Genomic DNA, 13113 nt, shown 5'->3' on the forward strand with positions numbered 1-13113 from the left:
TTCCCCCGTTTTGGCTGCCAAACCTTATTTTCGGGGGAATATCTAAAGATACAAAAAAGCCAACTAATTCGCAATACATTGTGTATGAATTAGTTGGCTAATTTTATACTATTTACTGAGTGTCCCTATTATATTATCTGATAATTATCGGGCTACTTCTCCGTTTTCATCCTTTGCCAGCAGACCTTCTACCTCAGAAACCTTCACAATGTTATAGTCGCCTGCAATCGTATTTTTCAATACGGAAGCTGCCGTAGAAAAGTCTACCCGCTTCTGGTCGTCATCGTAGGCATGCTGCGCGTACAGCAAGGCACCGCAGAACGCATCCCCTACTCCTACACAGTCAACCACATTGTCGATATCGAATACCCGGGTATGTTTCAGGGTACCGTTCGAATACAGCAGTCCCGCAAAGGTATGATGTTCCGAACTCATCACATTGCGCAAAGCCACATAAATGTACTTGCAGTCGGGCACCTGACGGCTGATGGCCTGGCAGAATGCCTCATAGGCTGCCACATCATACTTGTTTCCTGCATTGCGGGCCTTGAATCCCGGTGCCGGAATGCCCGTCAGCATGGCATATTCGCCTTCACTTCCGAACATGATGTCGCTGGGTGTCATCAGCGGACGGAGGACCTCCTGTGCAGTCTTTCCGTAATTCCAGAGATTCTTCCGGTAGTTGATGTCATACGAGATTGTCAGTCCCATTTCCTTGGCAATGTCTACCGCTTCACGGCACACCTCTGCCAGTCCGGGAGTCAGCGCCGCATCAATTCCCGACCAGTGGAAAATGGCCGCATCCTTGAAAATCTCCCTCCAGTTCACCATTCCCGGCTTCAGTTCCGAGAAAGCCGAACCGTCGCGGTCGTAAATCACCTTCGAGTTGCGCATCGCCGCTGCCTTCTCCATATAATAGGTTCCCAGACGCTTTCCGCCGATCAGGATGTGACCGGTTCCGATATTGTGCGAACGGAGTTCGGCAATGCAACTTTCCCCCAGTGCATTGTCCGGAAGACGGGTAATGTATTCTACTTCCCCTCCAAAATTTGCGATTGAAATTGCCACATTCGCCTCACTTCCCCCATAATTCACCAGCAGTTCGCGGCTCTGCTGCAGACGCAGGTTGTCGGGAGTCGTCAGACGGAGCATGATTTCCCCAAAAGTTACAATTTTTTTCTTCATATCCGATTCATTTATGAACTTACCTCCTGTCAAAAAACAAAAGAAAGAAAGGAATCTCTCTGCAAGTGTGTTCTTTCTTTGTGACATTCGTACCGCAAAGATACACAATCTTGCAAGGAAATTCCTTTCTTTCTGTTAATATTTTACCTCAGGACAAGGCTTACTTGTTGGCCAGGATGTCCATCGTATCAGTAGCAATCATCAGTTCCTCGTCGGTCGGGATAACAACTACCTTCACCTTAGAATCGTCAGTTGAGATGATGGCTTCTTTGCTGCGAACCTTGTTCTTTTCAGCATCGATCTTCACGCCCAGGAATTCCAGTGTCTTACATACACCGGCACGGGCAGTTGCCTGGTTTTCACCTACACCACCGGTAAACAGGATGACGTCTACTCCGCCCATGGCAGCAGCGTATGCACCGATGTACTTGGTAATGCGGTAGAAATACATGTTTTCTGTGCGGATAGCTACCGGATCATTCTGAGCTACGGCATCTTCCAGTTCACGCATGTCGCTTGAACGCTTGAATACGCCCAGCACACCGCTCTTCTTGTTCAGCAGGTCAGACATCTGGTCTGGAGTCAGACCTTCCTTCTTCATGATGTACAGGATAGCACCACCGTCGATGTCACCGCAACGAGTACCCATCATCAAGCCTTCCAGCGGAGTCAGACCCATAGTGGTATCAATACATTTTCCGTCTTTTACGGCAGCGATAGAACCACCGTTACCGATGTGGCAGGTGATGATTCTTGAGCCTTCTACCGGAATGTTCAGGAATTCGCATACACGCTTTGAAACGTAGCGGTGAGAAGTTCCGTGGAAACCGTAGCGGCGGATACCGTATCTTTCGAAATATTCGTAAGGCAGCGGATACAGGTAAGCATGCTCAGGCATTGTCTGGTGGAATGCAGTATCGAATACGGCTACCTGAGGAACTTCAGGCAACAGTTTCTGTACGGCATAGATACCCTTCAGGTTAGCCGGGTTATGCAACGGGCCCAGGTCGCAGCATTCTTCAACGGCAGCAATCACTGCATCGTCGATCAGTACAGAACCGCTGAACTTGGTTCCTCCGTGCAGTACACGGTGACCTACGGCGTTGATTTCGTGCAAATCCTTCACTGCACCGTATACAGGGTCAGTCAGGATTTCAAAAATAAACTGAACACCGGCAGTATGTTCCTTGATTTCGCGCTCGAAGATTTTCTTTTCACCGTTAGGCAAAGTAATCTTCAGGAACGAATCCGGCAAATTGATTTTCTCAAGTCCTCCCTGAGCCAGGACTTCCTTGGTTGTCATTTCAAACAACTTATATTTGATAGACGAGCTTCCGCAGTTTAAAACTAAAATTTTCATATTTGTTTTTTGGTTAAGATAAGATAAAGACTTGAGTTCCCTCTCTTCTTCCCGGAGAAGGAACCCAAGAGATTAATAAATTACTGAGCCTTTGCAGCAATCGCCTGATTGGCTGTAATGGCAATCATCTTGTATACGTCATCGATAGAGCATCCGCGAGACAAGTCGTTCACCGGACGTGCGATACCCTGCAGGATCGGACCGATGGCAGTAGCGTGACCCAGACGTTCAACCAGCTTGTAAGAGATGTTTCCTACTTCGAGGCAAGGAACTACCAGTACATTGGCCTTACCGGCGATTTCAGAACCCGGAGCCTTGCTCTGTCCTACTCTCGGAACCAAAGCTGCATCGGCCTGCATTTCACCGTCAATCTTCAGGTCAGGAGCCATTTCTTTTGCAATGCGCAAAGCCTCAACCACCTTATCAACCACTTCATGCTTAGCTGAACCCTTGGTAGAGAAGCTCAACATAGCTACACGCGGTTCGATACCTGCTACGGCCTGTGCAGTCTGAGCAGTACATACTGCAATCTGAGCCAGCTGGTTGGCATCCGGAACCGGAGTTACGGCTACGTCACCCATTACCAGTACACCGTTGTCACCGCATTCAGGAGCGTGAGTCAGCATCAGCATGGCACCTGAAACACAGGTTACGCCCGGAGCTGTCTTAATGATCTGCAATGCAGGACGAAGTACGTCGCCTGTTGTGTTGCGTGCTCCAGCCAACTGTCCGTCCGCGTCGCCAGCCTTGATAATCAAACAGCCCAGGAACAAAGGATTAACCACCAGCTTACGAGCTTCTTCGATGGTCATGCCTTTTTTCTTACGAAGTTCGCACAACAGCTGTGCGTATTCTTCTTTTTTCGGATGATTTTCCGAATCGATAATAGTAGCCTTGTTAATATTTCCCAGTCCCCACTCTTTGGCAAGGTTCATGATTTCATCTGGGTTACCTAAAAGGATCAGATCGGCAACACCGTCGGTCAAAATCTGGTTAGCTGCCTTTAAAGTACGTTCTTCAGTTCCTTCCGGAAGTACAATGCGCTGTTTGTTTGCTTTTGCGCGTTCAACAATTTGACTAATTAAATCCATGATTGATATGTTAATTATGTGATTTTATTTTTGTGTACGATAACATCCTATCCAATTCACGATGCAAAAATACTCATTTTTGTAATATCTAGTTTGCAAAAACCAGTTTTTTTTCTTCTAAAGTATGTAAAAAAAATACCGTGTCTGTTCTCGAAAAAGAAAAACTCGGGTTTTTATATCCGCTTTATGCCCGAATCCATATCTTTGCAGTCGTTTTCAAGATAATATAATCAATAGGTATGATACGTCAATGCTTTATCCTTTTCGGATGCCTGGCGTTGGGTGAACTGATTGTTTACCTCACGCACATACAGCTTCCTTCGAGCATTATAGGAATGCTGTTATTGACCCTCTTCCTGCAATTAGGATGGGTAAAACTGCAATGGGTGCAGGGACTTTGTGATTTTCTGGTAGCTAACCTGGGCTTTTTCTTCGTACCGCCTGGAGTCGCGCTGATGTTGTATTTTGATATCATCGCCGCTGAGTTCTGGCCGATTGTCACCGCCACACTTGTCAGCACCGTATTAGTATTAATTGTTACCGGATGGGTTCATCAAATTGTTCGAAAATATGGATTTCCTAGAAAATAAATTCTTTTTGCTGGCCATTACATTTGGCTTTTTCTTTGTTTCCAAACTTTTGCAGAAAAAGACCGGCTGGGTCATCATCAATCCCATACTGATTGCCATCGCCCTGCTGATCTGCTTTCTGAAGGTTTCGGGTGTATCTTACGAAAAATATCAGAAAGCCGGAGAGCTGATTGAGTTCTGGCTGAAACCGGCCGTAGTAGCACTGGGAGTGCCCTTGTACTTGCAGCTCCGCATGATCAAGAAGCAGCTGATGCCGATTCTTATCTCACAGCTGGCAGGATGTCTGGTGGGACTTGTCTCGGTGGTCATCATCGCACAGGCAATGGGGGCCTCTCCCGAAATCGTCATCTCACTGGCTCCAAAGTCGGTCACTACCCCTATCGCCATGGAGGTATCGACTGCCACTCACGGTATTCCTTCACTGACGGCAGCCGTGGTGATTGTAGTCGGTCTGTTCGGTGCCATCTGCGGGTTTAAGGTACTGCAGGTTGGTCACGTAGGCAGCCCCATCGCACAGGGATTGTCCATGGGAACGGCCTCACACGCAGTAGGAACCTCACGCGCCATGGAAGTGAGCGGCAAGTACGGCGCCTATGCCAGTCTGGGACTGACACTGAACGGCATACTTACGGCACTGCTTACGCCTACCATCCTGCATCTGCTGGGACTGTGCTGACAAACGGAGGAATTCCGAAAACAAAAGTGCAAGTGAAAACGTTTTTTCTACAGTAGTTCTTAAGACATATCCACACTTTATGATCTCATTTCACCCCATAGCAATCGAAGACAAACCCCTGGTAGAGAAGTATACCCTGCAGGGAAAAAGACAGAACTGCGACCTCAGTTTTGCCAATCTTTACAGCTGGCGTTTCCTGTACCGCACGCAAGTTGCGGAAAAAGACGGATTTCTGCTCTTCCGCTTCTACGTAGACGAGGAACTGACCTATATGATGCCGGTGGGCGAAGGTGATCCGTGTCCGATAATCGAAGAACTGATAGAGGACGCTCAAAGCAAGCACGCACGGTTTCGCATGACAGGCATCTGTGCCAACATGCTTGAGATGCTGAAAACACATTTTTCCGGCCGGATGACTTTTACTTCCGACCGGGATTATGCCGACTATATCTATCTGCGTACCGACCTGGCTACGCTTTCGGGGAAAAAATACCAACCCAAGCGCAACCATGTCAACCGTTTTAAGAAGAGTTATCCCGACCATTCTTACGAGCCGCTCAGCCAGGAACTTGTGAATGAGTGCCTCCGGCTGGAGACACAGTGGTGCAAAGCCAACAACTGTGCGGAAAACGAAGCGCTGGAATCGGAGCGCCAGTCGATGACGGATGCCCTGAAGCACATGGAAGAACTGAACCTGCTGGGAGGCATATTAAGGGTGGACGGAAAAATTGCAGCCTTTACCTTCGGAGCCCCTATCAACCAGGAGACTTTTGATGTCTGTGTGGAAAAGGCCAATACTGAGATTGAGGGAGCCTATGCGGTAATCAACCAGGAATTTGCCAGCCGGATTCCGGAACAATATGTGTATGTCAACCGCGAAGAAGACCTGGGAATTGAAGGACTGCGGAAAGCCAAACTGTCGTACCAGCCGGAAATCCTGCTGGAAAAATATACCGCCGAACTGCTATGAACCTGAAAGAAGCTACCCGAAAACTCTGGGAGACGTGCTTCGACGACAGCAAGGAGTTCACGGATCTCTATTTCTCCAGACGGTATACCGATGAGGTCAATCATTTCATCGAACTCGACGGACAGGTGGTATCGGCTCTTCAGACTTTGCCCTACCCGATGTCGTCCGGTTCTTCTCTGATCAGAACAGCCTATGTATCCGGAGTATGTACACATCCGGACTATCGGGAAAGAGGACTCATGAAAACGCTCATGCAGCAGACTCATCAGGCCCTGTATCGGGAAGGAGTGGTACTGGCTACGCTTATTCCGGCAGAGGAATGGCTGAAAGGATATTATGCCCGTTTCGGGTACGGTATCAGTTTCTTTTATCAACAGCGTTCCGAAGTTATCAACAAGTACACACAACCTGTTAATAACTTAGAAAGTAATCTGATAATAAGAGAGATAGACCAGTTAAAATCGTGGAATAAATCTCTTTTCCGTTTTTTTGAACAGGAAAATCTGAAAAGGAATGCTTACCTTCAACACACGTATGAAGATTCGCAGGACATACTGGCAGACCACCTGCTTTCAGGCGGCAAACTCTACGTGGCCTATGCCGGCGAAGAGATAAGAGGTATGGCATGGGGTATCCTTCACGAGGGACAACTGACACTGAAAGATTTTTCTTTAGGAGAAGGAGTGGAGAAAGACCAGCTGTTTACGGCATTGGCCATCCACTGCGAGGCAAATGAAATCAACTATATGCTTCCCGGAAAAGCTCCGGAAGCACAGCCTTTGGGAATGGCACGGGTCATCCATGCAGAGAAAGCGCTTTCTCTCTTTGCCCAAGAAGGGATACTGACAGTTCCCGGCATACAGATCAGCGAAGACAAGGACATTCCTGAAAACAACGGATATTACTGCCTTGAGAAAGGAAGGTATATCCGTGTGGGAGAAAAAGCTCCTTCCGGAGAGGAGGTGCCCTGCTTCCAGCTCAGCGAACTGATTCCCGGCCTGTTCAACCGGATGCATCCTTACATGAGCCTGATGCTGAACTGAACAGACAGGGTATGCGGTCTTCAAATCAGGATCAAGAGCGAATAGGCTGCCCATACATCACGGGTTCATAAACAGTACCAGCAAGTCCATCAGACAACTTTTGAAATATCGAAGATTATATAAGGAAACAATAAAAAGACATTGTAAAAATGGTATATGAAGTGATTAAGTCCTATCAACTTCATATACCATCTTATTTTCCGCTTACTGATTCCCTTCCATCAATAAGGAGTTTTTTGCCATCCGCTATACATCTCTTTAAAGATAGTCTGCCCGGAAACCAGTTATTACAGTCATTAATATACTTTCTATTGTAAAAACCATCTTATATTTTTGTAACTTTTACCCAGTCTATCCACAACTCTCCCGGGAGGTCATTATCATCTATCTTACCCGGCCATGTAGAGGCACCGTTTAATTCTCCTCCAAGAGAAAAATTAAGTATTATATCATATAAATAGCTGCAAAACGGGAACTGCATTTTCTCTGAAGGCAGATTCAGGTTATTGTATCTCCATGTTTCAACACCATCGATATAGAAAATCACCGCTTCTTCTGTACGGTCGGCTCCATAAACATGATATTGAGTGACATCGAAGTTTGTCGGACGGTCAGGGTTTGTAGCCCCCGCCGAGCCACCATCTCCATTGATGTAATAGGTATGAACTGTCTGATATACATCGTAAGGAGTACCTTGTACCCACTCCATGAGATCTATCTCACCACCTTTGGGCCACTGCGGAGCGTTCATAGGCATCTGCCATATTGCCGGGAAACCGCCTTTTACCAGTTTTGTCAGTCTGGCTCTGACTTCAAGTCGTGTATTGGAGGGAAATCCAATTTTCGTTCTGACACCTCCGTTCTTATAAATTCCATTTTCTTTCGAAGCCTTAAGTTTCAGTATGCCATCTTCTATCTTTACGTTCTCGTAGCCTTCAACATGCTTGAAATGCTGCCCCCAGGCATTATTGCCATACTTACATAACTCCCATACAGAATTGTCAGGAATAGATGTACTACCTGAAAAATCATCGATAAACAGAAGCTTACTGTCTTCTTCTCCTTCTTTTTTATCACATGACGACAATACAGTTGATATCCCAAGGAATACAGGGATAATTATCAAGTAAATTATTCTATACATAGTCGAAAATATTAAAATTTGCCTATTAATGAAACAAGATTACCTTTAAAACAATCCTGTTCCTGTAAAACTATTTCCATTCATCATGTTGCACAAGCAGCTTATTAGTATCAATCTCGCCTTGTGGAATTGGCCATACATTATCCTGAGGACCACGGTAAGCACAGTCATATACTCCGAAACCATAGAATTCTTTGTCATGCTGCATTCGCTTGATGCCATTTTCCCATTCGTCCCATCTGTACAGGTCGGCAAACCGCAAATCTTCGAACGCCAGCTCAACACGGCGTTCATGGCGTACTATTGCTCTTAATTCTGCCTGAGACAGATGATTTCCTTCAGCTTTTTCTATAGCTGGCATACCGACGCGGGCACGAACTTCATTGATGTATTTACTAACCTCCTCCTGTGGCATACCTTTTTCTATTTTCGCTTCAGCCATTGACAGAAGAACTTCTGCATAACGAATGATATAATAATCAAGACTGCCATCGTATTCGTTTGCTGTATTTTCCGGAGTATACCATTTAAGGATACAGGCAGTAGACGATGCAGGCAGATTATTAGTAAACTTTTTACCGTTCCATGTCATACCTGGCAGCATCAATGTTGCTTTAAGACGAGGGTCGCGATTTTCGTATCTTGCATAGTCAGGGTTAGCCTTGGTATGCCCTCCCTTTTTCAGACTACCTTTAAATAAAGGAGATTTGTTGATAGGCAGTCCATCAGTACAGTAAAAATCATCGCACAAATTCATTGATGCTTCAATGGCATTCATTGGAGCCCCCCAGCATACACCGAATGTACTTCCTTCTTTCAGGCCAGGCCCTTTATAGTGTACGCTGAGCAGAACTTCATCCGCAGTCTCGTTTCCTTCCTTGAACAGATCTCTGAAGTTTGCTTCATAGTTTGAACCGTCACCTGACTTGAACAACTTTACTTTACCGATTACATTATCGTATGCAGCTATGGCATCATCCCATCTTTTATTAAAGAGAGCCATACGTCCCATAATTGCATATCCTGCTTCGCGAGTCATTCTACCTTTAGCCTCAGAACCCTTTTCCGGAAGATTCGGCAAGTTAGCCTTCAAGTCGGCAATCACATTTTCAGCAATTTTAGCCTTCAGCTCTTTAGGGGCTTCAGGATTCTCCAAAGTCAAAGGTGCTGTAAGATAAGGAACATCCCGGTATAGAGAAGTCAGGTTACAATATCCTAGTGCCCTCAAAGCAATAGCTTCGGCTTTAATTACATTTTTTGATGCCTCATCCATAGGAATGCCATCCAGCTTAGAGAGAAGGAAATTACAACGTTTAATCAACTCATAATTTGCGTTCCAATAGTTAGTGAAACATGCGTCAGTTGTAGCCGAAATTCCTTTAGCAACCGTACTCCCTTTCATCCAGTCTCCCCATGTATGCTGTCCGTTATCGGTGCTGCTTTCGCGCATCAGGAATCCGAATCCTCCACCATCCACATTGTCATCATACAAATGGTCGGACTGCAAAGCGTCATAACATGATGCAAGTCCCATTAAAGCATCACTTTCAGACTGCCAGAATGTATTATCTGAGACCTGATTTGGATTACTCAAATCCAGAAAACTGTCCGAACAAGAAGTTGCAGCAATAAGCAATCCAGACAACAACAATCCTCTGTATATATTCAATCTAAGTTTCATAATAGTATATTTTATGGTTTAAAAGGTTACATTTACACCAAATGAAAAAGATTTTGCATTTGGATAATTATAGTTGTTTGTATCATTAGCTCCCTTTTCTGGATCCCAGTTGTTAAGCTTGGTGAATGTCAGCAGATTTGTTCCAGCAAAGTATACACGAAGCTTTGAAACTCCAATTTTGGATATCTGACCAAATGTATAGCCGAACTCCAGATTCTTCAATCGCAAGTAACTTGAATTTTCCAGCCAGAATGAAGAGAACTGGTCATTGATAGTATTACCTAATGACGGCATAGAAGCATTAGGATTCTCCGGCGACCAGCGATCGAGCCATCTGTCGGTAAAGTTACCGCGGATATCAGTAGTCGTTTCCCAGTTATAGCGGTATATTCCTGCTACTCCCTGCCAGAAAGTAGAAAGGTCGAATCCTTTCCAGCTTGCGCCAAGATTAATACCATAAGTATATTTAGGGAACGGATTGCCGATTATGGTTCTATCAGCAGGAGTGATATTTGCATCATCATTCAGGTCGGCATACATTATATCACCCAGTTTCGGTTTAGCTCCATGCTGAAGAACCTGTTCACCTTTAGAATTGGTTCTGTTCAGGTCGGCTTCTGTCCTGTAGATACCTATGGCCTGGTAAGCATAATATGCACCGATAGGTTCTCCTACACGGTTGATAGTTTGTCCGCTGATCCGCTCTTTCAGCCCACCCATATAAAGAATTTCATTTTTTACGTGTGAGAGGTTGAATCCAGCATACCAGCTCCAGTCGCCTTTGCTGTCATTATAGTTCACGCTCCATTCCCATCCCCTGTTGCGTACTGTACCCACATTCTGATACGGTGCCCCCAGTGACCCCAGGAATATGTTTGGCATAGCCAACTGCATAAGAATATCGGATGTTTTCTTATCGAACCATTCAAATGTAGTCTGAATCCTGTTATTGAAGAACCCCAAGTCGATGGCAGCATTGACAGTTCTGGTTGTTTCCCATTTGATGTTTTCATTAGGGATAGAAGTTGCCACCATACCGGTCTGCGGGTCTTTTCCCTGATCGAAGTAGTAGTTACCCAAAGCACCAAGGCTTGCAAGATAAGCATAACTACCTATTTCCTGGTTACCCAACTTACCCCATGAAAAGCGCAGTTTACCGAATAGCCACTGATAATCTTCCATAAATGCTTCATTTGTAAATACCCATCCGGCAGAAACAGAAGGGAATGTAGCATACCGGTTGTTCTTAGGCATACGCGAAGAGCCATCGTGACGCACGTTTACCTCGAAAAGATATTTGTCTGCATAACTGTAATTTATACGCCCGAAGAATGACTGAAGTCTATACTCATCCCTGTTGCCTACTGCCGACGGGTTCTTTGAGCCTCCATCAAGTTCATAAATACCTTCAGTAGGGAATCCTTCTATACCTGCAGTTGTAGTAGAACGTGTATAACTCAACAATGAGTGTCCCGCCAGTATACTAAGATTATGCAAACCAAACTTTTTGTTATAAGTAAGGATATTTTCGTTAGTCCATATAGCTTCTCTCCAAAAATAATCCTCCAGTCTGTTGTTGGCTCCAGCTATTTTCAGTTCATTTCCTTCTGCATCATATCTTGCCAGTTCTCTTGGCTTGTAGGTCTTTACAATATTCATGTTGAATGAATATGCCAGGCTGGTCTTAAACTGAAGTCCGTCTATAATATCAACTCCTGCATAGGCCTTACCATTGAAGCGCCATGTTTCATCTTTACGGTAACCTTCGTTCATAAACTGAACAGGATTCTTCACCATTTCTGCATTCTTGAGCGAGCCGTCCACATATCCGTAGCGTCCGTTTGAATATTTTACAGGCACAGTCGGTCTTGAGAACCACGAAAGGAATCGCATTACACTGGTATCCCCACTAGGAGAAACATATGCCGGCTGGTCTACATTATTCTTGTTACCAGAGATATTCACACCAAAATTGAAACGCCCTATCTTGCTGTCAATATTTGTACGGAACGAGAATTTCTCAGCCCCAGTCTGTTTCATTATACCTTCCTGGTTTGAATAAGAAAGAGAAGTCATATAATGAGTATTCTCATTACCTCCCGAAACCGACAGGTGATGCTGGTGCATGACAGCATTTCTGAACACCTCATCAAGCCAGTTGGTATTGGCATAATGATCCGAATCTGAACCGTCTCTCAGTTTCTGCAGTGCCACATCGTCATATGTACCCGGGCTGATTTCATTTTTCATCAATGCCCAGTTATAAGCATCCAGATAAGTAGGCAGCATCGGCGACTGTATCGTATAGTTTCCGGAATAGTTCACGCTTACTTTCCCGGCCTTTCCTTTCTTTGTAGTAACAAGGATTACTCCATTTGCCGCACGCACGCCGTAAATGGCAGCCGATGCCGCATCCTTCAGTACAGAGATGTTTTCTATATCAGCTGACGGAATATCACTCATTTGTGACAGTGTACCTTCTACACCATCGATAACTACCATAGGGTTGTTGTTACCGAAAGTACCTATACCACGCACACGCACTTCCATGTCTTCTTTACCGGCCTGACCACCGTTTTGGCTGATCATCAGACCTGGCATACGTCCCTGCAGCAATGCTGCTGTATTCGATGTGGGGACGTCTTGAATATCTTTGGCCGATACAGATGCAACAGAACCGGTCAAGTTAACCTTCTTCTGAGTGCCATATCCAACCACCACAACTTCCTCCAAAGTCTCAGTATCTTCTGCAAGACTGATATTTATATCAGTTTTCCCATTAGTATTTACTTCCTGAGTTTTGTATCCTATATAAGAAACAACCAAGACAGCATTTCTGGATGAAAGATTTAAAGAGAAACGACCGTCGAAGTCGGTTATAGCTCCATTGGCTGTTCCTTTTTCCAGAACGTTTACACCAATAAGAGGTTCACCGTTCAAATCAACTACTATACCTTTTACCGTAATATTCTGTTGGGTAACTGAAGTAAGACTGAGGTTGGGGGGCGTACTTGTTTCTGCATAAGAATTAATTGTAACAAGTAAACCTACGGCTACCGGAATTGACTGTAATAAACATCTCCGCCATGGAGAGTTCATTGTTGAAAAAAGGTTTTTTTTCATAGGTTTGGTTTTAGTTAACTTTAAAAAATGAGAATTGGTCGTTAATAATCAATTTTTGTTTTTTAAGGTATTTTGGTTTATTGCAAACCTAAGTAAATCTTTGTTTTACGATTTTAAAAAAATGACTTTTAATTTTAAGAAAATGACATAAATATATGATTTTCAATATTTGTTTATTTTATCCCTTATTTTCTGACAAAAGCCTGACAATATCTGCCCCTCCTATCCTAAAATAATTTTTAATAATGTC

At 44.7% G+C, this 13113-nt stretch carries 10 protein-coding genes; 4 read left to right on the forward strand and 6 right to left on the reverse strand.

Features of this window, described 5'->3' with window-relative positions:
* Positions 1 to 144 precede the first annotated feature (144 nt).
* From H3001_RS10995 to pta, 3 genes are all read right to left on the reverse strand, one after another.
* Positions 145 to 1185 carry a sugar kinase gene (locus tag H3001_RS10995; protein WP_181214951.1) on the reverse strand — a complete coding sequence of 347 codons (1041 nt, stop codon included), beginning with the start codon at positions 1183 to 1185 and terminating at the stop codon, positions 145 to 147.
* Positions 1186 to 1345: 160 nt separating this feature from the next.
* Positions 1346 to 2545 (reverse strand): acetate/propionate family kinase, encoded by a 1200-nt coding sequence (locus H3001_RS11000; protein WP_181214952.1) that lies wholly within the window; start codon positions 2543 to 2545, stop codon positions 1346 to 1348.
* 80 nt (positions 2546 to 2625) lie between these two features.
* Positions 2626 to 3636: a phosphate acetyltransferase gene (gene pta, locus H3001_RS11005; RefSeq protein WP_181214953.1), complete on the reverse strand. Its 1011-nt coding sequence runs from the start codon at positions 3634 to 3636 to the stop codon at positions 2626 to 2628.
* Between the two features lie 239 nt (positions 3637 to 3875).
* On the opposite strand from pta, the gene H3001_RS11010 reads away from it, so the two are divergent.
* From H3001_RS11010 to H3001_RS11025, 4 genes are all read left to right on the forward strand, one after another.
* The gene (locus H3001_RS11010; RefSeq protein ID WP_181214954.1) at positions 3876 to 4226 is read left to right on the forward strand and encodes a CidA/LrgA family protein; all 351 of its coding nucleotides are present in this window, start codon (positions 3876 to 3878) and stop codon (positions 4224 to 4226) included.
* The gene (locus tag H3001_RS11015) at positions 4207 to 4902 is read left to right on the forward strand and encodes an LrgB family protein (RefSeq protein ID WP_181214955.1); all 696 of its coding nucleotides are present in this window, start codon (positions 4207 to 4209) and stop codon (positions 4900 to 4902) included. Before H3001_RS11010 ends, H3001_RS11015 begins: the two co-directional genes overlap by 20 nt.
* A 79-nt stretch (positions 4903 to 4981) precedes the next feature.
* The gene (locus tag H3001_RS11020) at positions 4982 to 5872 is read left to right on the forward strand and encodes a DUF2156 domain-containing protein (protein ID WP_181214956.1); all 891 of its coding nucleotides are present in this window, start codon (positions 4982 to 4984) and stop codon (positions 5870 to 5872) included.
* Positions 5869 to 6915, forward strand: coding sequence for a GNAT family N-acetyltransferase (locus tag H3001_RS11025; RefSeq protein WP_181214957.1), 1047 nt, complete (start codon positions 5869 to 5871; stop codon positions 6913 to 6915). The genes H3001_RS11020 and H3001_RS11025 overlap by 4 nt, the downstream gene beginning before the upstream one ends.
* 325 nt (positions 6916 to 7240) lie before the next feature.
* Here H3001_RS11025 and H3001_RS11030 read toward each other — a convergent pair whose 3' ends face one another.
* The 3 genes from H3001_RS11030 to H3001_RS11040 form a co-directional block, all read right to left on the reverse strand.
* On the reverse strand, positions 7241 to 8059 hold the full coding sequence (locus tag H3001_RS11030; protein ID WP_181214958.1) for a glycoside hydrolase family 16 protein: 819 nt from the start codon (positions 8057 to 8059) through the stop codon (positions 7241 to 7243).
* A 70-nt stretch (positions 8060 to 8129) separates the two neighbouring features.
* Positions 8130 to 9740: a RagB/SusD family nutrient uptake outer membrane protein gene (locus H3001_RS11035; RefSeq protein WP_219915873.1), complete on the reverse strand. Its 1611-nt coding sequence runs from the start codon at positions 9738 to 9740 to the stop codon at positions 8130 to 8132.
* 18 nt (positions 9741 to 9758) lie between these two features.
* Complete coding sequence (locus H3001_RS11040) at positions 9759 to 12863, reverse strand: SusC/RagA family TonB-linked outer membrane protein (protein ID WP_246368563.1); 3105 nt, start codon at positions 12861 to 12863, stop codon at positions 9759 to 9761.
* Positions 12864 to 13113: the final 250 nt, after the last annotated feature.

Origin of the sequence: Phocaeicola faecicola, assembly GCF_013618865.1 — a bacterium.
Classification (GTDB): Bacteria; Bacteroidota; Bacteroidia; order Bacteroidales; family Bacteroidaceae; genus Phocaeicola; species Phocaeicola faecicola.

Excerpts from the sequence above, each read along its gene's own strand:
- H3001_RS11010 (WP_181214954.1), top strand. The coding sequence starts at position 3,876 with ATGATACGTCAATGCTTTATCCTTTTCGGATGCCTGGCGTTGGGTGAA.
- H3001_RS11020 (WP_181214956.1), top strand. The coding sequence starts at position 4,982 with ATGATCTCATTTCACCCCATAGCAATCGAAGACAAACCCCTGGTAGAG.
- H3001_RS11000 (WP_181214952.1), bottom strand. The coding sequence starts at position 2,545 with ATGAAAATTTTAGTTTTAAACTGCGGAAGCTCGTCTATCAAATATAAG.
- H3001_RS11025 (WP_181214957.1), top strand. The coding sequence starts at position 5,869 with ATGAACCTGAAAGAAGCTACCCGAAAACTCTGGGAGACGTGCTTCGAC.
- H3001_RS11030 (WP_181214958.1), bottom strand. The coding sequence starts at position 8,059 with ATGTATAGAATAATTTACTTGATAATTATCCCTGTATTCCTTGGGATA.
- H3001_RS11040 (WP_246368563.1), bottom strand. The coding sequence starts at position 12,863 with ATGAAAAAAAACCTTTTTTCAACAATGAACTCTCCATGGCGGAGATGT.
- H3001_RS10995 (WP_181214951.1), bottom strand. The coding sequence starts at position 1,185 with ATGAAGAAAAAAATTGTAACTTTTGGGGAAATCATGCTCCGTCTGACG.
- H3001_RS11015 (WP_181214955.1), top strand. The coding sequence starts at position 4,207 with ATGGATTTCCTAGAAAATAAATTCTTTTTGCTGGCCATTACATTTGGC.
- pta (WP_181214953.1), bottom strand. The coding sequence starts at position 3,636 with ATGGATTTAATTAGTCAAATTGTTGAACGCGCAAAAGCAAACAAACAG.
- H3001_RS11035 (WP_219915873.1), bottom strand. The coding sequence starts at position 9,740 with ATGAAACTTAGATTGAATATATACAGAGGATTGTTGTTGTCTGGATTG.